Genomic DNA, 20,373 nt, shown 5'->3' with positions numbered 1-20,373 from the left:
CCCGTGGCCGAGGAGCTCACGCCGGAGACCCCGGAAGAGACGACCGAAGAGCAGGCGATCAAGCAGCGGAAGAACGGCCTGTACCCGGGCGTGTCCGACGAGCTCGCCGAGAACATGAAGTCCGGCTGGGCCGACACCGAGCTGCGCGACCTCGCGCCCATCGCGCAGGCCGACAAGACCGCCGCGCGCCGCGCCGCGCTGTCCGCCCGCTTCCCGGGCGAGCGCCTGGTGATCCCCGCCGGGAACCTGAAGACCCGGTCGAACGACACCGAGTACAGCTTCCGCGCCTCGACCGAGTACGCGTACCTCACCGGCGACCAGACGCAGGACGGCGTCCTCGTCCTGGAGCCGGTGAAGAGCGGCCACGAGGCCACGATCTACCTGCTGCCGCGCTCCGACCGCGAGAACGGCGAGTTCTGGCTCGACGGCCAGGGCGAGCTGTGGGTCGGCCGCCGTCACTCCCTCACCGAGGCCGAGCAGCTCCTCGGCGTCCCCGCGAAGGACGTACGCGAGCTGACCGCCCACCTGAAGGAGGCCACCGGCCCCGTCCGCGCCGTCCGCGGCCACGACGCCGGCATCGAGGCGGCGCTGACCGACAAGGTCACCGCCGAGCGCGACGAGGAGCTGCGCGTCTACCTCTCCGAGGCCCGTCTCATCAAGGACGACTTCGAGGTCGCCGAGCTCAGGAAGGCCTGCGAGGCCACCGCCCGCGGCTTCGAGGACGTCGTCAAGGTGCTCGACAAGGCCGAGGCGACCAGCGAGCGCTACATCGAGGGCACGTTCTTCCTGCGCGCCCGCGTCGAGGGCAACGACATCGGCTACGGCTCCATCTGCGCCGCCGGCCCGCACGCCACCACCCTCCACTGGGTGCGCAACGACGGCGACGTCCGCTCCGGCGACCTGCTGCTGCTCGACGCCGGCGTGGAGACCAACGAGCTCTACACCGCGGACATCACCCGCACCCTGCCCATCAACGGCCGGTACACCGAGCTCCAGCGCAAGATCTACGACGCCGTGTACGAGGCGCAGGAGGCCGGCATCGCCGCGGTGAAGCCCGGCGCCGCCTACCGCGACTTCCACGACGCCGCCCAGCGCGTCCTCACCGAGAAGCTCGTCGAGTGGGGCCTCGTCGAGGGCCCGGTCGAGCGCGTCCTGGAGCTCGGCCTCCAGCGCCGCTGGACCCTGCACGGCACCGGTCACATGCTCGGCATGGACGTCCACGACTGCGCCGCCGCGCGCACCGAGGCCTACGTCGACACGACCCTCGCGCCGGGCATGTGCCTGACCGTCGAGCCGGGTCTGTACTTCCAGGCCGACGACCTGACCGTGCCGGAGGAGTACCGCGGCATCGGCGTCCGGATCGAGGACGACATCCTCGTCACCGAGGACGGCCACGTGAACCTCTCGGACGGGCTGCCGCGCCGCTCCGAAGAGGTCGAGGCGTGGATGGCCGGCCTGAAGGGCTGATCTCCGCGATCACGCGTACGTTGGAAACGAAGGGCCCCCGCCGACCGACCGGCGGGGGCCCTTCCCCGTATCCGTACGCCTCGCTCAGGGGTTCAGGCCATCAGCAGGGACGGGCCGTCCTTCCACTTCAGGATCTTGTCGAAGCTGACCACCGCGCCGCCCCGGCCTGAGCGATTGCCGAACTGCACATGGTCGGCGAGCTCCTCGATCAGGCGCAGCCCCCGGCCGTGCTCGGCGTCGTCCGAGGGGGCCGTCGGCGCCGTCTGAGCACCCGGGAAGCCCGGGCCCGAGTCCGCCACCTCGATACGGCAGGTCTCGCCGTCCAGGTACGCCGTCACCCGGTACGCCGCCCTGGCCGCCCCGCCGGCCTCGCCGTCGCCGCCGTGCTCGACCGCGTTCGCACAGGCCTCGGTCAGCGCCACCGACAGCTCGTACGACACGTCGGGATCGACCCCCGCCGTCTCCATCGTGCCCAGCAGAAGCCGACGGGCCAGGGGCACGCTCGCAGCCTCGCGCCGCAGATGCAATGACCACCAGATGCTCATGCTCCAGCCTCCCGGCAGCGGCTCGACATACCGATACCTATTGCCGGACGGAACCCTTCGTAAGCCCCCGAAGGCGACAAGAGCGCTCGTTCGGCGGATGCACCACGCCGATACGCCGGTGTATGTCACCCCGAAGGCGCCCAAGAACGACCTTCCGGACCTGCCTCATGCCGGGCGTACCGCTGGTGCGATGATGGGCCCGCCATGACTGCCCCCGCGCTCGCTCCACGGCTGCTGAGGGCCGCGGTGTTCACCGCGGTCTGCGTCGTGCTGTCCGCGCTGGGACACGCCCTCGCCGCCTGCGCGGGCATCGCCCTGTGGACCCTCGTCGCCGGCTTCCTCGGCGTCTTCGGGACCACCCTCCTCTTCACCGGACGCGAACGCTCCCTCGCCTTCGTCGTCGGCGCCCTCGCGGCCGGGCAGCTCGGCCTGCACACCCTCTTCAGCCTGGGGCAGCGCCCTCTCGCGCTGAGTCCCACGGCCGACGACGTGCTCGTGCGGATGGCCGCCAAGCTGGTCTGCGGAGCGGGCACCGCGGCCATCAACCCGGCCGACGCCGCCCGGATCGTCGGCGACGCCGGGCTCGACCCGGCCACCGCCCACGCCCACCTGGGGCATGCGACGGCCCCGGCCGCGGGGCTCCTGCCCGGACTGCCCATGCTCCTCGGCCATCTGCTCGCGGCACTGGCCGCGGGCTGGCTGCTGCGCCGCGGCGACCGGGCCCTGGTCCGGCTCGTCCAGCTCTCCGAGCAGGGCGCGACGGAGCTCGCCGAGTGCGCCCTGGTGCGCTCGCTGCGGACCAGCCTCCGCCTCGTACGGAGCCTGCTCGCCGGGCTGCCCGCCGCCCCGCACACGGGATCGCGGCCGCCTGCCCGCACGGCCTTCGACTGCTCGCCGCCGCCCGTGTTCGAGGCGCTCGAGAACACGGTGATCAGGCGCGGCCCTCCGGCCGCCGACTGCGTCCTCGCAGCCTGACGCGGACCGCTCACCAGGAGCGGCGCCGCGTACGCCCGCACGCCTCGACAGGGGTACCGCCCCTCGGCGCGCCGGATCCCGCCGTCCTCCTCCGAGCTGGAGTGTCTTCTGCCATGAACGTTTCCCGTCCTGCCTCCTCGCGTCTCTCCGCCGCCACGCGTGTCGCCGTCGCCGGTGGCATCGCGCTCTCCTCCGTCGTGCTGCTGTCCGGCACGGCCTTCGCGCACGTCAGCGTGCAGCCGCAGGGCGAGGCCGCCCAGGGCGGCTACGCGACCGTCAACGTCAAGGTCCCGAACGAGCGCGACAACGCCTCCACCGTGAAGGTGGAGGTCAACTTCCCGCTCGACCACCCGCTGGCGTCCGTCATGCCGCAGCCCGTCCCCGGCTGGAAGGCCGAGGTGACGAGGAGCAAGCTCAGCAAGCCGCTGGAGCTGCACGGCAAGACGATCAACGAGGCCGTCTCCAAGGTCACCTGGACCGCCGACGGTTCGAAGATCGGCCCCGGCCAGTTCCAGCAGTTCCCGCTCTCCCTCGGCCAGCTGCCCGAGGACACGGACCAGCTCGTGCTCAAGGCCATCCAGACGTACGACAACAAGGAGGTCGTGCGCTGGATCGAGGAGGCGAAGGAGGGCGCGGACGAGCCGCAGAACCCGGCTCCCGTCCTGAAGCTCTCCGCCGCGAGCGGTGACCACCACGGCGCCGGCGCTCCGTCGGCCTCGGCCTCGGCTTCCGCCTCCGCCTCCGCTGACGCGAAGGGCGGGCACGACGACAAGGCCGCCCACGAGGAGAAGACGGCCGCCGCCTCCTCTTCCTCCTCCGACACCACGGCCCGGATCCTCGGCGTCATCGGCATCCTCGTCGGCATCGCCGGCGTCGCCTTCGGCGTCCTCGCCGGCCGCCGCCGCTCGGCCTGACGCTCCTCCCTTCCTCCTCCCTCCACCCGACCCGTTCGGAAAGAACCACCATGTCCGCAGAGAAGACACCCACCTCGCAGCCCGGGGACGGCACCGCCCGCCCCGGGCGGCGCACCCCGCTGATCGTCGCGGCGGTCGCGATCGTCGCCGCGCTCGGCATCACCGCGGCCGTCGGCCTCGGTGGCAACGACGACAAGGCCACCGGCACGGGCTCGAGCTCGGTCGCCGAGGTCTCCGGCGTCGACGACTCCACCAAGGCCGCCACCGTCCTCGACCGGCCGTTCACCAAGCCCGCGCTCGTCCTCACGGACACCAAGGGCCAGAAGTACGACCTGCGGGAGCGGACCAAGGGCAAGGCGACCCTCGTCTACTTCGGCTACACGCACTGCCCCGACGTCTGCCCCATGACGATGAGCAATATCGCCATCGCCAAGAAGCAGCTCCCGAAGGCCGACCAGGACAAGCTGGAGGTCGTCTTCGTCACCACCGACCCGAAGCGGGACACCTCGGCCGAGCTCGCGAAGTGGCTGCCCGCCGCGGGCGACCCCTCCTTCACCGGTCTCACCGGTGACTTCTCCGCCATCCAGGCGGGCGCCCGCTCGATGGGCATCGGCATCGACCCGCCGAAGGAGGAGGGCGGCAAGGTCGTCTCCATGCACGGCGCCCAGGTGATCGCCTTCTCGCCCACCACCGACCAGGGCTACGTCCTGTACGGCGAGGACACGACCGTCGAGGACTACGCCGAGGACCTGCCGAAGCTCATCAAGGGGGAGAACCCGTGAACCGCCGCACCACCGCCCTGTCCGCCGCCGTGGCCCTCGCCGCCGCACTCGCGCTGACCGGGTGTTCGTCCGACGGTGACAAGCCCGAGCTGAAGGTCAGCGGCGCGTTCATGCCGCAGCCGGTGATGGACATGGCCGGCGGCTTCCTCACCATCACCAACGACGGCGGTACGGCGGACAAGCTCACCTCCGTCACCAGCTCCCTCTCGGACGACGTCACGATCCACGAGGCGAAGGACCAGAAGATGGTGGAGGTGAAGTCCTTCGACATCCCCGCGAACGGGGAGCTGAAGCTCGAACGCGGCGGCAACCACATCATGTTCATGGAGCTGAAGAAGAAGCCCAAGCAGGGCGAGAAGGTCAGCCTCGAGCTGCACTTCGAGAAGTCGGACCCCATCAAGGTCGACGTTCCCGTCGAAGCCGCCAACCACAACCCGCAGCAGCACTGAGCTCGTTGACGGAGTGACACAGAGATGACAACCACCGCCCCGCGCCTCGGCACCGCCGTCGCCCGGCTGCTGATCCTCGCGGCCGCGCTGCTCGGCACGCTGCTCGCCGGCGCCGCCCCCGCCTCCGCGCACGCGGCGCTCACCGGAAGCGACCCGAGGGACGGGGCGGTGGTCGCCACCGCTCCCAAGGAGGTCAACCTGACCTTCTCCGAGCAGGTCGCGATGAGCGCCGACTCGATCCGGGTCCTCGACCCGGCGGGCCGGCGCGCCGACACCGGCGAGATACGCGACCTGTGCAGCGGTTCCATCGTCCGGTACGGAGTCGGGCTCCGCGCCGGACTGCCGGACGGTACGTACACCGTGGCCTGGCAGACCGTCTCCGCCGACAGCCACCCGATCGCCGGCGCCTTCACCTTCTCCATCGGTGCCCCCTCCACGACGTCCGTCACCTTGCCCGAGCAGAACGCCGGCGGCGGACTCGTCGGCACCCTCTACGGCATCGCGCGCTACCTCTCGTACGCCGCCTTCGCCGTCCTCGTCGGCGGCGGCGCCTTCGTCCTGGCCTGCTGGCCGCGCGGGGCGGGCGTCCGCCCGGTCCAGCGGACCGTGGTCCGGGGCTGGCTGACCCTCACCGTCGCCACGCTGGCGATGCTCCTCCTCCGCAACCCGTACACCGGCTCCGGCGAGCTCTCCGACGCCTTCGACCTGGCGGGCCTGAAGTCCGTCCTGGAGACCAAGACCGGGGCCGCGCTCACCTCCCGTCTGCTGCTGCTCGGCGCCGCGGCGCTGTTCGTCGCGGTCCTCTTCGGCTCCTACGCCCGCCGTACCGACCCGAAGGAGAGGAAGGACCTCGCCTTCGGCCTCGGCCTCGGCGGCACCGTCGTCGCCGCCGGGATCGCCGGTACCTGGGCGCTGGCGGAGCACGCGTCGACCGGCATCCAGCCCGGCATCGCCATGCCCGTCGACATCCTGCACCTGCTGGCCGTCGCCGCCTGGCTCGGCGGACTCACGGTGCTGCTCGTCGCCCTCTACCGGACGCCCTCCGTCGAGCGCTCGGCGGTGGACCGCTTCTCGAAGGTCGCCTTCGGCTCCGTGGTCGTCCTCGCGGCCACCGGCCTCTACCAATCCTGGCGCCAGGTCGGCTCCTGGTCCGCGCTGACCGGCACCCGCTACGGGCAGCTGCTGCTGGTAAAGATCGGCCTGATGGTCGTCCTCCTCGGCATCGCCTGGATCTCGCGCCGCTGGACCCAGCGCCTCGCCGACCCGACGCCCACCGAGGAGCCTGCCGAGAAGTCGGCTGAGGACCCGGTCGAGAACCCGGCTGCGGACTCGGTCGAGAACTCGGCTGAGGACCCGGCTGCGGACTCGGTCGAGGAACCGCTCGGGGAGGCCGAGGCAGAGGAGGAGGCCGAGGCAGCCGAGGTCCTCGTCGGCACCGCCTCCGCGCCCGAGCCCCAGCCCGGGTCCGGCCCCGAGCCCGACCCCGAGCGGGCCGCCCAGCTCGCCCGGCAGCGCGCCGCCGTGGCCACCGCCCGCCGCAAGCGGGAGCGGGACGCCGACCCCGAGCGGGCCGGTCTGCGCCGCTCGGTGCTGACCGAGGCCGCCGTCGCCGTCGTCCTCCTCGCCGTGACCACCGTCCTCACCTCCACCGAGCCCGGCCGAACCGAGGAGGAGGCCGGCCGGACCGGCTCCGCCGCCGGCTCGGCCGCCGTGCCCGACCGCCCCGTCGACATCCGGCTGCCCTTCGACACCGGCGGCGTCGACGGCAAGGGCGTCGTCCGTCTCAGCCTCGACCCCGGCCGCACCGGCGCCAACGCGCTCCACGTCTTCGTCGAGCGCCCCAACGGCAAGCCTCTGGACGTCCCCGAGATCAAGGTCGCCTTCACCCTGGAGGCCAAGGACGTCGGCCCGCTACCCGTCGCCCCCGACCGCATCCAAACCGGACACTGGAGCGCGAACGGCGTCCAGATCCCGATGCCGGGCGAGTGGAAGATCCAAGTGACCGTCCGCACCTCCGACATCGACCAGACCACCATCGACAAGAACGTGAAGATCGGCTGACCCTCGTGATCGAGAGCGACAACAGCGCCAACAGCGACAGCAGCGGCGACACCCCTGCGGACATCTCCCGGCGGCGCCTGCTCGGCACCGTCGGCGCGGCGGGTGCGGCCGGACTCGTCATCGGCGCGGCCGGCGGCGTCGGGATCTCCTCGGCGGTGTCGGGCGAATCCACCACCGCCGGCGCCGGCGGGCCGCAGGCCCTCACCTCCGTCGGCGCGACCGAGGTGATGTTTCACGGGAAACATCAGGCCGGGATCACCAACCCCCTCCAGTCCCGCGGCCATCTCATCGCCTTCGACCTCGCCCCGGGTGCCGGGCGCAAGGAGGCTGCCGCCCTGCTGCGCCGCTGGTCGGCCACGGCGAAGGCGCTGATGGCGGGGAAGGCCCCGGCCGAGGACACGGGCATCGCGCTCGACGCCGGGCCCTCCTCCCTCACGGTCACCTTCGGCTTCGGCCGCACCTTCTTCGACCGCACCGGACTGGCCGCGCGCCGCCCCACCCAGCTCGACCCGCTGCCCGCCTTCTCCTCCGACGCCCTCGACGCCCGGCGCTCCGAGGGCGACCTGTGGGTGCAGATCGGAGCCGACGACGCCCTCGTCGCCTTCCACGCGCTGCGGGCCGTCCAGAAGGACGCGGGCGACGCGGCCCGGGTGCGCTGGCAGATGAACGGCTTCAACCGCTCGGCCGGTGCCACGGCGCAGCCGATGACCGCGCGCAACCTCATGGGTCAGGTCGACGGCACGGGCAATCCGAAGCCCACCGAGCCCGACTTCGACCAGCGGATCTTCGTCCCGGCCGGTGCCACGGGCGCCCAGGAGTGGATGGCCGGAGGTTCGTACGCGGTCGTGCGGCGGATCCGGATGCTGCTCGACGACTGGGAGAAGCTGCCGCTGGACCGGCAGGAGCAAGTGATCGGCCGCCGGAAGTCCGACGGTGCCCCGCTCACCGGCGGCACCGAGACCACCGAGCTCGATCTGAACAAGCTCGGTACGGACGGGAAGTCGGTGATCCCGGACAACGCTCACTCCCGGATCTCCGCCCCCGAACAGAACGGCGGGGCGGCGATGCTCCGCCGGCCCTTCTCCTTCCACGACGGGATCGGCCCGGACGGGACGCCGGACGCCGGACTCCTCTTCGTCTGCTGGCAGGCCGATCCGCTCCGGGGATTCGTCCCGGTGCAGCGCAAGCTCGACCGGGGCGACGCGCTGTCCGCGTTCATCCGGCACGAGTCGAGCGGCCTCTTCGCGGCCCCGGGCGGCCCCGCCGAAGGCGAGTACGTGGGCCAGCGGCTGCTGGAGGCGTAACCGATCGAGATGTCGTTCAAGCGGGCGGCCCCCGCGCCCGGAGACCATTAGGGTGACGGTATGTCCGCCACCCGGTTCACGTATCTCGGTCCCGAAGGCACCTTCACGGAGGCCGCGCTGCGTACGCTGCCCGAGGCCGCGACCCGGGAGCTCGTCCCGATGGTCTCGGTCCCGGCCGCGCTCGACGCCGTACGGAACGGGGAGGCCGCCGCCGCGCTCGTACCGATCGAGAACTCGGTCGAGGGCGGCGTGACCGCGACGCTGGACGAGCTGGCCTCCGGCGAGCCGCTGATGATCTACCGCGAGGTGCTGCTGCCGATCGCCTTCGCGCTGCTCGTGCGGCCCGGGACCAAGCTCTCGGAGATCAAGACGGTCACCGGCCATCCCGTGGCCCAGCCGCAGGTCAGGAACTGGCTGCGGGCGCACCTTCCCGACGCCCTGTGGGAGTCGGCCGCCTCGAACGCGGACGGGGCCCGGCTGGTCCAAGAGGGCAGGTTCGACGCCGCCTTCGCGGGCGAGTTCGCGGCGGTGACCTACGGTCTGGAGCCGCTGGTCAAGGAGATCCACGACGCGGAGAACGCCGAGACCCGGTTCGTGCTCGTGGGCAGGCCGGCCCGACCGGCCGCTCCGACCGGCGCGGACAAGACCTCGGTGGTGCTGTGGCTGGGTGACGATCATCCGGGTGCCCTCCTCGAACTGCTCCAGGAATTCGCGGTGCGCGGGGTGAACCTGATGCTGATCCAGTCCCGGCCCACGGGAGCGGGGATCGGGAACTACTGCTTCGCCGTGGACGCCGAGGGCCATATCTCGGACCGCCGGGTGGGCGAGGCGCTGATGGGGCTCAAGCGGATCTGTCCCAAGGTGCGCTTCCTCGGCTCGTACCCGCGGGCGGGCGTCGCGGCCGGGGACGTGTCGGCGCTGCGGCGCGGGACTTCGGACGTGGAGTTCATGGCGGCCTCCGACTGGCTGGCGAGGGCCCAGGACGGTCGGGCCTGACCCGATACTGACCGACCGCTCCCGCCGCCGCGGGCGGTCGTCCACAGGTACGAACAACTAGTCCTACCTGCATACTTTTCAGTTACCCACAGAGGTTATCCACAGGGCTCGGCTCGACCTGGGGACAAGTCGACATCGCAATCCGACATGGTCGACAAATCACCCCAGCGCCCCTCGGCTACGCCCGATCCATCCACAGTGCGCCGATGGCTCATCCGTCACCGCGCTTCCGCAGATCAACTCTTTGGAGCGAGTAATTCCCACCCGAATGAGTGGGCAAAGGGCGTTTGATCACGGAATTACCAGGCCCGCAGAGCGGAATCCCCGCGATCTCCCCCGTAGTCCACAGAACTTCCGCACAGCCTGTGGATAAGTGAATGCGGTGGACCTCGATCCACTTTTCCCTGAGCGGCAATTCGGGCAAAACAACACGCGCGACCTTATGCGGTGGGGGCGCGCAAGCGGGCACCGGTAGCCTGGTGGGGTGATTGACCTTCGCCTGCTCCGTGAGGACCCCGACCGTGTTCGCGCCTCCCAGCGCGCCCGTGGAGAGGACGTCGCGCTCGTCGACGCCCTGCTCTCCGCCGATGAGCGGCGCAGGTCGTCCGGCGTCCGCTTCGACGAGCTCCGATCCGAGCAGAAGGCGCTCGGAAAGCTGATCCCCAGGGCCACGCCCGAGGAGCGCGCCGAGCTCCTGCAGAAGGCGGAGCAGCTCAAGACCGACGTCAAGGCCGCCGAGGCCGAACAGAACGAGGCCGACGAGACGGCCAAGCGGCTCCTGCTCCAGCTCGGGAACATCGTCCACACGGACGTCCCGGTCGGCGGCGAGGAGGACTTCGTCGTCCTGGAGACGCACGGCACCATCCGCGACTTCGCGGCCGAGGGCTTCGAGCCCAAGGACCACCTGGAGCTCGGCGAGGCGCTCGGCGCCATCGACGTCGAGCGTGGCGCCAAGGTCTCCGGCTCGCGGTTCTACTACCTGACCGGCGTGGGCGCCCTCCTGGAGCTCGCCCTGGTCAATGCGGCGATCGCCCAGGCCACCGAGGCCGGCTTCATCCCGATGCTGACCCCGGCGCTGGTCCGCCCGCGCGCCATGGAGGGCACCGGCTTCCTCGGCCAGGCCTCGGAGAACGTGTACCACCTGGAGAAGGACGACTACTACCTCGTCGGTACGTCCGAGGTCCCGCTCGCGGCGTACCACATGGACGAGATCATCGACGCCGACAAGCTGCCCCTGCGGTACGCGGGCTTCTCGCCCTGCTTCCGCCGCGAGGCCGGCACGTACGGCAAGGACACCCGCGGCATCTTCCGCGTCCACCAGTTCGACAAGGTCGAGATGTTCTCGTACGTCGCGCCCGAGGACGCGGAGAACGAGCACAAGCGGCTCCTGGACTGGGAGAAGCAGTGGCTGACCGCCCTGGAGCTGCCGTTCCAGGTCATCGACGTCGCCACCGGTGACCTCGGTGCCTCCGCCTCCCGCAAGTTCGACTGCGAGGCGTGGATCCCGACCCAGGGCAAGTACCGCGAGCTGACCTCCGCCTCGAACTGCAACAGCTTCCAGGCCCGCCGCCTCTCCGTCCGCATGCGCGACGAGCAGGGCGGCAAGAAGACCGTGCAGCCGCTGGCCACCCTGAACGGCACGCTGTGCGCCGTACCGCGCACGATCGTGGCGATCCTGGAGAACCACCAGCTGCCCGACGGCTCGGTGCGCGTGCCCGAGATCCTGCGGCCGTACCTGGGCGGGCGCGAGGTCCTGGAGCCGATCGCCAAGTGAGCCCCTTCCCCTACCGCCTGGTGGCGACGGACCTCGACGGCACGCTGCTGCGCGCCGACGAGTCCGTCTCCGGCCGCACGCGGGACGCGCTCGCCGCCGTGACCGAGGCGGGCGCCGCGCACATCGTCGTCACCGGCCGGGCGGTGCCCTGGACGCGGCACATCCTCGACGACCTCGGCTACGAGGGGATCGCGGTGTGCGGGCAGGGCGCGCAGGTCTACCACGCCGGAGAGCACCGGCTGCTGACCTCGCTGACCCTGGACCGGCAGCTCGCCGGGCTCGCCCTCTCCAAGATCGAGGCGGAGATCGGCCCGCTGGCGCTGGCCGCCAGTCGCGACGGCCTGGAGGGCGAGGTCCTGATGGGCCCCGGCTACCGGGTCCAGGAGGGTCCCCTGCCGTACGTCCCGTACGAGGACCCGGCGGAGCTGTGGGCGGCGCCGCTGACCAAGCTCTACATCCAGCACCCGGAACTGAGCGACGACGAGCTGACGCGGATCGCCCGCGAGACGGTCGGCGGGCTCGTGGACGTCGTCATGGCCGGGCCGGGGATCGTGGAGATCCTCCCGCTCGGCCTGAGCAAGGCGACGGGGCTCTCCCTGGCCGCACGCCGACTGGGCGTGAAGGCCGCGGAGACGATCGCCTTCGGCGACATGCCGAACGACATCCCGATGTTCGCCTGGGCGGCACACGGTGTGGCGATGGGCAACGCGCACGAGGAACTGCGAGCGGTGGCGGACGAGGTGACCTCGTCGAACGAGGAGGACGGCATCGCCGTCGTCCTGGAGCGTCTGCTGAGCGCCTGAGCCTCCTGGACACCGAAGAAGGCCCGCTCCCCTCAAGGGAGCGGGCCTTCGACGTTCACGGCCTCGCGCGGACGTACACGTACGCGCGCTCGAAGCGGCCGCTTCCGGGAGATCCCCCGTTCCTCCCGCACGACTAGTGTGCGCCGGACCGCAGTTCGGGAGCGACTGGTTTTCCGCGGGTCAGCGGGTAGCAGGCGAGGCCGATCGCCAGGGAGATCGCGTGCCCGAGGTCGGTGTACGTGCGGCCGGTCACCAGCGGTACGAGGAAGAAGGCGACGGCTCCCACGAGGTAGAACCAGCGCCAGGGGCGGGGCAGCCGGTAGGTCAGGATGCCCACGGAGGCGGCGAGCCCGTAGCTGACCCCGATGTCGACGACGTGCGCCATGCTGCGCGGCACGTCGTGGTCGCGGATGGCGTCCAGGACGACCTGCTGGCTGACGAGGGTCGCCGCGATGTGCGCCGTGGCCACGGTCAAGAGCCACTTCGGTGTGGAGAGCCACCGCTCCACCGGGGCGTGGAAGAGCTCGAAGAGGACCGCGTAGAGCAGCAGGTCCGCCGGGTCCTCGATCCAGAACGCGCTGCCGAGCAGAGCCCGCACCGGGTGGTGCGCGAGCTGGTGGAGGTTGCTGCTGTTGCGGTGGAGGAGATAGCTCTCCAGGCCGTCAGGGGAGAGCGCGATGACGAGGCTCGTGATCGCGATGACCAGCAGCCAGACATGCGTACCGGGTGACGAACGCACCCACGACCTGATCGGTCGGGATGGTTCGCCACCCGGCGAGGTGTCGCTGTCCGGGGATTCCGTGTTCGGCACCTTTCAGTGCCTATCACCCGGAACCATGAGAAACCTCAGAAATTGATCATGTGTCCGGCAATGCCGTGGATCGCTTCCTTCACGGCCTCGCCCAGCGTCGGGTGCGCGTGGACGTTCCGCGCGACCTCGTGGACCGTGAGGTCCCACTGCTGGGCCAGCGTCAGCTCGGGGAGCAGCTCGGTGACGTCGGGGCCGATCAGGTGGGCGCCGATGATCTCGCCGTGCGTACCGTCGGCGATGATCTTGACGAAGCCCGTGGCGTCGCCGAGACCGTGCGCCTTGCCGTTCGCGACGAACGGGAACTTGGCGACCTTGACGTCGAAGCCCTTCTCGCGGGCCTGCGCCTCGGTCCAGCCGAAGCTGGCGATCTGCGGCTGGCAGTAGGTCGCGCGCGGGATCATCGGGTAGTCGAGCTCCATCGTCTCGGCGTCCCCGATGGTCTCGGCCGCGATGACGCCCATGGCCTCGGCGGTGTGCGCGAGCATCAGCTTCGCGGTCACGTCACCGATGGCGTAGATGTGCGGCACGGAGGTGCGGCAGCGGCCGTCGACGTCGATCGCGCCGCGCTCGGTCAGCGCGACACCGGTGGCCTCCAGGCCGTAGCCGGTGATGTTCGGGGCGAAGCCGATGGCCTGGAGGACCTTGTCGGCCTCCAGGACCTTCTGGACCCCGTCCTTGCCGGTGACGGTGACGCGGACCTGCGGGCCGGACTCGTCGATGGTCTCGACACGGGTGGAGGTCAGGACGTCGATGCCGAGCTTGCGGTACTGCTTCGCCAGCTCCTTGGAGACCTCCTCGTCCTCCAGCGGGGCGATGCGGTCGAGGAACTCGACGATCGTGACCTTGGTGCCGTAGTTGTTCAGCACGTACGCGAACTCGATGCCGATCGCGCCTGCGCCGGCGATGACGATCGACTTCGGGGCGTCCTCGGCGAGGATCTGCTCCTCGTACGACACGACGCGCTCGCTGCGGGCGGTGCCCGGCAGCAGGCGCGGGGTGGCGCCGGTGGCAATGATGCAGTTGTCGAAGGTGATCGTCTCCGAGGTGCCGTCGGCCTTGGCCACCTGGAGGGTGTTCGCGTCGAGGAAGGTGCCCCGGCCGTTGAACTCGGTGATCCCGTTCTTCTTCATGAGGAAGTGGACGCCCTTGACCCGGCCGTCCGCGACCGAGCGGCTGCGGCGGAAGGCGTCGCCGTAGTCGAAGGTGACCGAGCCGTCGACCTTGATGCCGAAGGTCTTGGCCTCGTGGTTGAAGATGTGGGCGAGTTCGGCGTTGCGCAGCAGCGCCTTGGTGGGGATGCAGCCGACGTTCAGGCAGACACCGCCCCAGTACTTCTCCTCGACGACCGCGACCCGCTTGCCCAGCTGGGCGGCGCGGATGGCGGCGACGTAGCCGCCGGGGCCAGCTCCGAGTACGACGACGTCGAAGCGGTCTGACATGACTGACTCCCGAGGGTGGTGAGGGTGTTCGGTCCGCGTACGGGCCCACAGTAGTCCGGTGTCCCCCACATGGTCAGTTGTAGGATGACTGGGCAACCGGGCGAATAGAGGGGTCGGAACGGCATGGCACTCAAGGCGGCGGGGCGGACCTCGCTGGTGGACTCCGTCGTGGAACAGCTGCGGGCGCAGCTCACGGACGGGGAGTGGGCGGTGGGCGACCGCATCCCCACCGAGCACGAGCTCGCCCAGCAGCTCGGCGTGGGCCGCAACACCGTCCGCGAGGCGGTCCGGGTCCTCGTCCACGCCGGTCTCCTGGAGTCCCGGCAGGGCAACGGCACCTTCGTCAGGTCGACCGCCGATCCCGCCGCCGTCCTGTCCGGGATGCGCCACGCGGGCGCGGCGGACGTGATCGAGCTGCGGATCGCCCTGGAAGCGGAGGCGGCCCGGCTCGCGGCGGTGCGCCGGGACACCCACGACCTGTTGCGGCTGCGGGCGGCCCTCACCACCCTGCGGGAGGAGGGCGACCGGGACGCGGACGCGGACCTCGCCTTCCACCTGGCGGTCGTGGGCGCGACGCACAACGCGACCTTCGTCGAGGTGTACCGCTTCTTCTCGGCGCAGGTGCACGAGGTGCTGGTGGAGGCGCTCGGCGACCGGGAGATGCCGCCGGTCGACATGGAGGCCCACGAGGCCCTGGCGGCGGCGATCGAGGCGGGCGACCCGGAGGAGGCGGAGCGTCAGGCACGGGAGCTGCTGCGGGTGCCGATGGAGGCGGTCGTGGCGCTGACGGACGAACAGGAGCGGCTGGGGCGCACGAGGAAGGCGGGGAACGCGGGGAAGCCGGGGGACACGAGGAACGCCGGGAAGCCGGGGGACACAGGGAACGCGGGGAGCGCCGGGAAGCCAGGGGACACGGGGAACGCGGGGAACGCGGGGGAGAGCCGGTGAGCGGGGAGATACGGACGCCGGACGAGACCCGCTCCGCGGGAGGCCCGGCGCAGCGGCCGGTGGGCGTGCTGGTCGGCGCCGGGGCCGGGGTAGTCGCCCCGGCCGAGGGAGTGGCGGCCCGGCGCGCACGGCTCGCCCACCCGGCGGTGCTCCTCATCGGCATCGTGCTGGCCTCGCTGAACATGCGGGCCTCGCTGGCGAGCGTGGCGCCCCTGGTGGGCGAGATCTCCACCGCCCTCGGTCTCTCCTCGACGGCGAGCTCGCTCGTCACCTCGGTCCCGGTGCTCTTCCTGGGCTTGGGCGCGCTGGTCGCGCCGTGGCTGGGGCGCCGCTTCGGCGCCGAGCGGGTGCTGTTCGCCGCGCTCCTCCTGCTCGCCGTCGGCATCCTCGCGCGCGTGCTGCCGTCCGTGTACGCGCTGTACGGCGGCGGGATCCTCGTCGGCACCGCGATCGCCCTGCTCAACGTCCTGATGCCCGGCCTGATCAAGCGGGACTTCCCGGACCGGGCCGCGGCGATGACCTCCGTCTACACGGGCGCGATGATCGCCGGCGCGACGGTGGCCGCGGCGGCCGCCGTGCCTCTGGAGGAAGCCCTCGGCGGCGGCTGGAAGGCCTCGCTCGGCGTCTGGTCGCTGCTCGCCATGGTCGCGGCGGCGGCCTGGCTGCCGCAGGTGGTGATCGCCAGGGACCGTACGGGCCACGCTGTACGGGCCGTCCCGGCCGGCGACGCCCGCCCGGTGAGCCTCTGGCGCTCGCCGCTGGCCTGGCAGGTGACCCTGTTCATGGGCATGCAATCGGTCTGGACGTACGTGCTGATCGCCTGGATGCCGACGATCTTCACCGACCACGGGATGAGCCGCTCCACGGCCGGGGTGGTCTTCGCCTTCAACACCCTCACCCAGATCGTGGGCGCCTTCGCGGTGCCGCTGCTCGCCGGCCGGACGCGGAGTCAGCGGCCGCTGATCGTCCTGGTCACGGCGCTGGTCGCGGCCGGTTACGTCGGTCTGCTCGTCGCGCCGGTCGAGGGCGCCTGGCTCTGGTCGGGTGTCCTCGGCGTCGGTCAGGGCGGTGCGCTGGGCCTCGCCCTGACCCTGATCGTGCTGCGCTCGGGGGACGCGGCGACCGCGTCCCGGCTGTCCGGGATGGCTCAGGCGGTCGGCTATCTGCTCGGCGCGGCGGGGCCGCTGGCCGCCGGCGCCCTGCACCAGGCCACCGGCTCATGGACCCTGCCAATCGCCCTGGTCCTGGGCGTCTGCGCGGTGGCCCTCGCCGTGGGTCTCCTCGCGGCCCGGGACCGGGTGGTCTGAGGGGGTGGCGGTACGGCTCCGGGAGGGCCTCCCGGAGCCGTGCGACGACCTTCGGAGCCGTACCGACTCCGCGTGGGCCTGGGCCTACTCCTCGCCCGCCAGGGTCAGCGTCCGCAGCTTGTGGCCGGCGAACCAGGTCGCCACGACCGTGACCGCCACGAGGAGGACGGTCGCCGTGGTGAGACCGACCTCGGAGTCGATCAGACCGTCACCGGTGACCTTCTCCGCGAGGGCGAGCGACCACTGCTGGACGCTCAGGGTCTTGGCACCGGAGATCAGGGAGCCGAAGAGGGTCTCCCAGACCAGCGCGTAGACGAGGCCGATGACCACCGCGTGCCGGCTGACCGTGCCGAGCAGCAGGAACAGCGCGCTGTAGGCGATGGAGGCCACCAGGGCCGCCACCGTGTACGCGACCGCCACCTGCTGGCCGTTGCCGTTGAGGACGAATCCGGCGATGAACGTCGGCACCGCCGAGAAGACCATGGTCACGGCGATCGCCACGATGAGCTTCGTGAAGATGATCGAGGACCGCTTCACCGGCTTGGACAGCAGGTAGACGATCGAGCCGTCGTCGATCTCGGGCCCGATCGCGCCGGTCCCGGCGATCACGCCGATCAGCGGCACCATCGTGGCCAGCGCGAAGCCGCCCAGGACGTCGGCGGCGACCTGGTCGTCCGCGCCGTTGAAGGCGCGGACCGCCGCCGCGATGAGCACCAGCAGGGCGGGCAGCAGGAAGAGGATCATCGCCCGCCGGCGGCCGAGGAGGGCCCGGTAGGTGAGCCGGGCGACTGTGGGGTTGTACATCGGTCAGGCTCCTTTCAGGCCGCGACGAGGTACGAGAAGACCGATTCGAGGGACTCGTCCGAGGGCGAGACCGTCAGGAGGCGGATGCCCTGGTCCTTCGCGACCCTGGGCAGCAGCTCCGTGAACCGCCGGAAGTCCACCGCCTGGACGCGCAGTCCGCCTTCCACCAGGTCGACCTCGATCCCGGCCGTGGACGGGTCGGCGATCAGCGCGGCGGCCAGCGCCCGGTCGTCGCTGGAGCGGACGAGATAGCGGTGCGGCCGGTCCGTCATGAGCCGGCGGATCTTGCGGAAGTCGCCGGAGGCCGCGTGCCGCCCGGCCACGATCACCTCGATGTGGGAGGCGAGCTGCTCGACCTCCTCCAGGATGTGCGAGGAGAAGAGGACCGTGCGGCCCTCCGCGCCCATCCGCCGCAGCAGGTCCATCAACTGCATCCGCTGGCGCGGGTCCATGCCGTTGAACGGCTCGTCCAGGAGGAGCACGGACGGCTCGTGCACGAGGGCCGAGGCCATCTTCACGCGCTGGCGCATGCCCTTGCTGTACGTGGAGATCTTGCGGTCCTGGGCGTACTCCATCTCGACCGTGGCGAGGGCCGCCTGGGCCTCCTTGTCGCCGAGGCCCTGGAGCTCCGCGTTGGCCACGACGAACTCGCGACCGGTCAGGAAGTCGTACATCGCCTCCCGCTCAGGGACGACGCCGATCTGGCGGTAGACGGACTCGTTCCCCCAGATCTTCTGCCCGTCGAGCGTGACGCTGCCGGTGGAGGGGTCGAGGAAGCCGCCCATCATGTTGATCAGGGTGGACTTCCCTGCGCCGTTCGGGCCGAGGAGGCCGGTGACGCCCGGGCCCACCGACATCGTGACGTCGTTCACGGCCACGACGTTTCCGAACCAGCGGGAGACGTGGTCGATGGAGAGGGTGCTCATGGGCGCAGCCCCTTCCTTTGAGCGGTGGCGGCGGGCGACGGGAGGGCGGTCACAGCCCGACCTTTCGGTAGCGGCGCATCAGGATGCCGTACGAGCCGGCGATGAGCGCGAGGACGACCAGCACGTAGACCACACCGGCACCGGTGCTCGGACCCCCGAGCTCGGGGAAGCCCGGAGGGGCGCCCAGGAAGGCGCTCTGCACGCCGTCGATGAGCGTCATCGGCGAGAAGAGGCCGAGCCACTGGATGGCCCCGCCGTTGTCGGTGGCGAAGGCGATGCCCATGAGGGTGGAGACCGCCCCGTACGAGACGGTCAGGACGGCGATCACGGCGGCGACTCCGAAGCCGCGGCGCGGGGTGAGGGCCGCCATGACGAGTCCGATGCCGCCGAAGAGCACCGAGAGCAGCGCCACGGAGACGAGCCCTTGGCCGAACATCTTGGTCTGCTCGGCGAAGTCCATCTTGGCGAGCAGCGAGCCGATCCAGAGGATCAGCAGCGGCGAGGCGGTCAGAATGAAGAGCGCCGAGGCCATCGCGCCGAGCTTGGCGAGGACGTAGTCCGCGCGCTCGATCGGGCGGGAGAAGTACAGCGGCACCGTCCGGAACCGGAGGTCCCGGGAGACGGACTGCGGTGCCTGCGAGGCCAGGTAGATGCTGATGACGACCTGGAGGTAGATCGCGTACTGCGTGTACTCGATCGAGAGCTTGGACTGCTTCCCGACCACGGCGACCGCGACGAGGATCAGCGCGGGGACGCACATCACGGCGAAGAGGAGCATCGGCAGCACCTTCGACTTGGCGCTGCGGCCGAGGCCGTAGGCACCGCGCAGGGACTGCGAGAAGAGCGACCGGCGCGCGTAGGCCCGGCCGAGGCGCGGTCCGTCGTAGGACCGGTAGCCGATGTTGTGGATCTGCGTCGTGTCGGGAGCGGCCTGGGAGGGGTGGGGCAGCTGGGTGCTCATCGGGCCGGCACCTCCTCGTGCCGCGGGGGCGTCTCGGGCCGGAAGACCTCGGCGATGTGGTGGCGGCGCTGTTCCATGCGGACGAGCCCGAGGCCGAGACCGGCGACGGTGTCCCGCACGAGGTCGTACGTCTCCTCGCCGGCCGCCTCCAGGAGCAGGATGTGACCGGCGCCGGGCAGGCCGTCCTCCACACCCGCGTGGAGGGTGACGCCGGCGCCGGCGAGGGCCGCGCGGAGCGCCCCCGTGCCGTCGGGGTGGGCGTCGGAGTCGGTGACCTCGACCGCGAGCGTGGTGGTGGTCCGGGTGAAGTCGCTGGTGGAGCTGGAGCGGAGCAGCTGCCCGCCGTCGATGACGACGACGTGGTCGCAGGTGCGCTCCAGCTCGCCGAGGAGATGCGAGGTCACGAGGACGGAGATGCCGAAGTCGGTCCAGACGCGGCGGATCAGTCCGAGCATCTCGTCGCGGCCGACCGGGTCGAGGCCGTTGGTCGGCTCGTCGAGGAGGACCAGCTTCGGGTCGTGGACGAGGGCCTGCGCGAGCTTCACCCGCTGTTTCATGCCCGTCGAGTAGCCGCCGATGGGGCGGTAGCGCTCCTCGTACAGGCCGACGTGGCGGAGGGTGTCGGCGGTCCGCTCCCGGGCGGCGGTCGCGGGCAGGCCCGACATCCGCGCCATGTGGACGACGAACTCGGTGGCCGAGACGTCCGGGGGCAGGCAGTCGTGCTCCGGCATGTAGCCGACCTGCTCGCGGATCTGCGCGCCGGAGGTGCTGACGTCGAGGCCGAGCACCTCGGCGCGGCCCTCCGTGGCGGGGGAGAGTCCGAGCAGAATCTTGATCATGGTGGACTTGCCGGCTCCGTTGGCACCCACGAGTCCGGTCACACCGGGCCCGATGTCCAGGGAGAGCCGGTCAAGAGCGGTCACCCGGGGGAACCGCTTGCTGAGGCTTTCGGTCGCGATCACAGTCACAGTGACGACGGTAGTGGTGCGCGCCACAGCGGTCGTCAGCCCAACGGCTCGATCCTTCTCCGACCAGAGGAGTACAAGCCCGTAGGGGGCTCGCGACGAAAGTCTTTTTCACGGCCTTTCCCACGACCTTTTCCACAGG

Annotated in this window: 19 protein-coding genes; 12 read left to right on the top strand and 7 right to left on the bottom strand. The window is 71.1% G+C overall.

Annotated elements, in window-relative coordinates; all coding sequences use genetic code 11:
• The first annotated feature begins 3 nt into the window (after nt 1-3).
• Nucleotides 4-1,467 (top strand): aminopeptidase P family protein, encoded by a 1,464-nt coding sequence (locus ACFWWU_RS02870; RefSeq protein WP_384138090.1) that lies wholly within the window; start codon nt 4-6, stop codon nt 1,465-1,467.
• A 92-nt stretch (nt 1,468-1,559) separates the two neighbouring features.
• On the opposite strand, the gene ACFWWU_RS02865 is transcribed toward ACFWWU_RS02870, so the two are convergent.
• Nucleotides 1,560-2,012, bottom strand: a complete 453-nt coding sequence (locus ACFWWU_RS02865) for an ATP-binding protein (RefSeq protein ID WP_384138088.1) — start codon at nt 2,010-2,012, stop codon at nt 1,560-1,562.
• Nucleotides 2,013-2,216: 204 nt separating this feature from the next.
• Here ACFWWU_RS02865 and ACFWWU_RS02860 point away from each other — a divergent pair, with 204 nt between their 5' ends.
• The 9 genes from ACFWWU_RS02860 to ACFWWU_RS02820 all read left to right on the top strand — a co-directional run bounded on the left by ACFWWU_RS02860 (nt 2,217) and on the right by ACFWWU_RS02820 (nt 12,070).
• Nucleotides 2,217-2,987, top strand: a complete 771-nt coding sequence (locus tag ACFWWU_RS02860) for a hypothetical protein (protein WP_384138086.1) — start codon at nt 2,217-2,219, stop codon at nt 2,985-2,987.
• Between the two features lie 113 nt (nt 2,988-3,100).
• Nucleotides 3,101-3,901 carry a YcnI family protein gene (locus ACFWWU_RS02855; protein WP_384138085.1) on the top strand — a complete coding sequence of 267 codons (801 nt, stop codon included), beginning with the start codon at nt 3,101-3,103 and terminating at the stop codon, nt 3,899-3,901.
• A 50-nt stretch (nt 3,902-3,951) separates the two neighbouring features.
• Nucleotides 3,952-4,683: an SCO family protein gene (locus tag ACFWWU_RS02850; RefSeq protein ID WP_384138083.1), complete on the top strand. Its 732-nt coding sequence runs from the start codon at nt 3,952-3,954 to the stop codon at nt 4,681-4,683.
• Nucleotides 4,680-5,132 (top strand): copper chaperone PCu(A)C, encoded by a 453-nt coding sequence (locus ACFWWU_RS02845; protein ID WP_384138081.1) that lies wholly within the window; start codon nt 4,680-4,682, stop codon nt 5,130-5,132. Before ACFWWU_RS02850 ends, ACFWWU_RS02845 begins: the two co-directional genes overlap by 4 nt.
• Before the next feature lie 24 nt (nt 5,133-5,156).
• Complete coding sequence (locus ACFWWU_RS02840) at nt 5,157-7,193, top strand: copper resistance protein CopC (protein WP_384138079.1); 2,037 nt, start codon at nt 5,157-5,159, stop codon at nt 7,191-7,193.
• Nucleotides 7,194-7,198: 5 nt separating this feature from the next.
• Nucleotides 7,199-8,497, top strand: a complete 1,299-nt coding sequence (gene efeB, locus ACFWWU_RS02835) for an iron uptake transporter deferrochelatase/peroxidase subunit (RefSeq protein WP_384138077.1) — start codon at nt 7,199-7,201, stop codon at nt 8,495-8,497.
• A 60-nt stretch (nt 8,498-8,557) separates the two neighbouring features.
• A complete protein-coding gene (gene pheA, locus ACFWWU_RS02830) occupies nt 8,558-9,493 on the top strand; it encodes a prephenate dehydratase (protein ID WP_317597304.1) in 936 nt (311 codons plus the stop codon).
• Nucleotides 9,494-9,977: 484 nt separating this feature from the next.
• Nucleotides 9,978-11,267 (top strand): serine--tRNA ligase, encoded by a 1,290-nt coding sequence (gene serS / locus ACFWWU_RS02825; RefSeq protein WP_384138075.1) that lies wholly within the window; start codon nt 9,978-9,980, stop codon nt 11,265-11,267.
• Nucleotides 11,264-12,070, top strand: a complete 807-nt coding sequence (locus ACFWWU_RS02820; RefSeq protein WP_384138073.1) for an HAD family hydrolase — start codon at nt 11,264-11,266, stop codon at nt 12,068-12,070. Before serS ends, ACFWWU_RS02820 begins: the two co-directional genes overlap by 4 nt.
• 133 nt (nt 12,071-12,203) lie before the next feature.
• Here the strand turns inward: ACFWWU_RS02820 and ACFWWU_RS02815 are convergent, their stop codons facing one another.
• Nucleotides 12,204-12,821: a rhomboid-like protein gene (locus ACFWWU_RS02815; RefSeq protein ID WP_384138446.1), complete on the bottom strand. Its 618-nt coding sequence runs from the start codon at nt 12,819-12,821 to the stop codon at nt 12,204-12,206.
• A 95-nt stretch (nt 12,822-12,916) separates the two neighbouring features.
• Nucleotides 12,917-14,320 carry a dihydrolipoyl dehydrogenase gene (gene lpdA, locus ACFWWU_RS02810; protein ID WP_384138071.1) on the bottom strand — a complete coding sequence of 468 codons (1,404 nt, stop codon included), beginning with the start codon at nt 14,318-14,320 and terminating at the stop codon, nt 12,917-12,919.
• A 123-nt stretch (nt 14,321-14,443) separates the two neighbouring features.
• Here lpdA and ACFWWU_RS02805 point away from each other — a divergent pair, with 123 nt between their 5' ends.
• Nucleotides 14,444-15,268, top strand: a complete 825-nt coding sequence (locus ACFWWU_RS02805) for a GntR family transcriptional regulator (protein ID WP_384138069.1) — start codon at nt 14,444-14,446, stop codon at nt 15,266-15,268.
• 68 nt (nt 15,269-15,336) lie between these two features.
• Entirely contained in the window at nt 15,337-16,575 is a 1,239-nt protein-coding gene (locus tag ACFWWU_RS02800) for a CynX/NimT family MFS transporter (protein ID WP_384138443.1), read from the top strand.
• An 84-nt stretch (nt 16,576-16,659) separates the two neighbouring features.
• On the opposite strand, the gene ACFWWU_RS02795 is transcribed toward ACFWWU_RS02800, so the two are convergent.
• The 4 genes from ACFWWU_RS02795 to ACFWWU_RS02780 are packed head-to-tail and all read right to left on the bottom strand — an operon-like array spanning nt 16,660 to nt 20,228.
• Nucleotides 16,660-17,379 carry an ABC transporter permease gene (locus ACFWWU_RS02795; RefSeq protein ID WP_384138067.1) on the bottom strand — a complete coding sequence of 240 codons (720 nt, stop codon included), beginning with the start codon at nt 17,377-17,379 and terminating at the stop codon, nt 16,660-16,662.
• Between the two features lie 14 nt (nt 17,380-17,393).
• A complete protein-coding gene (locus ACFWWU_RS02790) occupies nt 17,394-18,305 on the bottom strand; it encodes an ABC transporter ATP-binding protein (protein ID WP_384138065.1) in 912 nt (303 codons plus the stop codon).
• A 49-nt stretch (nt 18,306-18,354) separates the two neighbouring features.
• A complete protein-coding gene (locus ACFWWU_RS02785; protein ID WP_384138063.1) occupies nt 18,355-19,266 on the bottom strand; it encodes an ABC transporter permease in 912 nt (303 codons plus the stop codon).
• Nucleotides 19,263-20,228, bottom strand: a complete 966-nt coding sequence (locus tag ACFWWU_RS02780; protein WP_384138440.1) for an ABC transporter ATP-binding protein — start codon at nt 20,226-20,228, stop codon at nt 19,263-19,265. The genes ACFWWU_RS02785 and ACFWWU_RS02780 overlap by 4 nt, the downstream gene beginning before the upstream one ends.
• Nucleotides 20,229-20,373 lie beyond the last annotated feature (145 nt).

Origin of the sequence: Streptomyces sp. NPDC058650 (assembly GCF_042717315.1) — a bacterium.
Classification (GTDB): domain Bacteria; phylum Actinomycetota; class Actinomycetes; order Streptomycetales; family Streptomycetaceae; genus Streptomyces.
This window is presented reverse-complemented; position numbering and strand designations above follow the sequence as displayed.

Bases quoted from the DNA above. Each gene is read 5' to 3' on its own strand.
- ACFWWU_RS02860 (WP_384138086.1), top strand. From the start codon at position 2,217: ATGACTGCCCCCGCGCTCGCTCCACGGCTGCTGAGGGCCGCGGTGTTC.
- ACFWWU_RS02785 (WP_384138063.1), bottom strand. From the start codon at position 19,266: ATGAGCACCCAGCTGCCCCACCCCTCCCAGGCCGCTCCCGACACGACG.
- lpdA (WP_384138071.1), bottom strand. From the start codon at position 14,320: ATGTCAGACCGCTTCGACGTCGTCGTACTCGGAGCTGGCCCCGGCGGC.
- ACFWWU_RS02840 (WP_384138079.1), top strand. From the start codon at position 5,157: ATGACAACCACCGCCCCGCGCCTCGGCACCGCCGTCGCCCGGCTGCTG.
- ACFWWU_RS02855 (WP_384138085.1), top strand. From the start codon at position 3,101: ATGAACGTTTCCCGTCCTGCCTCCTCGCGTCTCTCCGCCGCCACGCGT.
- ACFWWU_RS02790 (WP_384138065.1), bottom strand. From the start codon at position 18,305: ATGAGCACCCTCTCCATCGACCACGTCTCCCGCTGGTTCGGAAACGTC.
- ACFWWU_RS02795 (WP_384138067.1), bottom strand. From the start codon at position 17,379: ATGTACAACCCCACAGTCGCCCGGCTCACCTACCGGGCCCTCCTCGGC.
- ACFWWU_RS02865 (WP_384138088.1), bottom strand. From the start codon at position 2,012: ATGAGCATCTGGTGGTCATTGCATCTGCGGCGCGAGGCTGCGAGCGTG.
- ACFWWU_RS02805 (WP_384138069.1), top strand. From the start codon at position 14,444: ATGGCACTCAAGGCGGCGGGGCGGACCTCGCTGGTGGACTCCGTCGTG.
- ACFWWU_RS02850 (WP_384138083.1), top strand. From the start codon at position 3,952: ATGTCCGCAGAGAAGACACCCACCTCGCAGCCCGGGGACGGCACCGCC.
- pheA (WP_317597304.1), top strand. From the start codon at position 8,558: ATGTCCGCCACCCGGTTCACGTATCTCGGTCCCGAAGGCACCTTCACG.